Origin of the sequence: Pseudoalteromonas sp. P1-25 (assembly GCF_001401805.1) — a bacterium.
Classification (GTDB): Bacteria; Pseudomonadota; Gammaproteobacteria; order Enterobacterales; family Alteromonadaceae; genus Pseudoalteromonas.
The window spans coordinates 1-252 of the sequence record NZ_LKDW01000123.1; the positions used below are offsets into that span (position 1 = coordinate 1).

Below are 252 nucleotides of genomic sequence, written 5' to 3' on the forward strand. Positions count from 1 at the left end.
CAGCCCAGAATGCCTGCGAAGCTCGCCGCGCGCGTTGCCAAGTTGCAGCAGTTCCGTACGATGCTGCCGACACAGGCATGGCGAACGGTTCGAGATGCACTACAGGGGCTTCCAGATCCGGAAGGTCGCGAAGCAAAGAAGTTCGCGAACCACATCTATCAGGCAGGTGCGCGCTCCTACCCCGGGCATACCGGTAGCCCACTCGATCTGCCCGCAAAGACGCTCAAGGCCGGCGGCCATGGCGTGCCAGGG

General features: G+C 63.5%; 1 pseudogene. It reads left to right on the forward strand.

The features are described from left to right. A pseudogene (locus AN393_RS20650) lies at nt 1-252 on the forward strand (hypothetical protein); the annotation flags it as partial.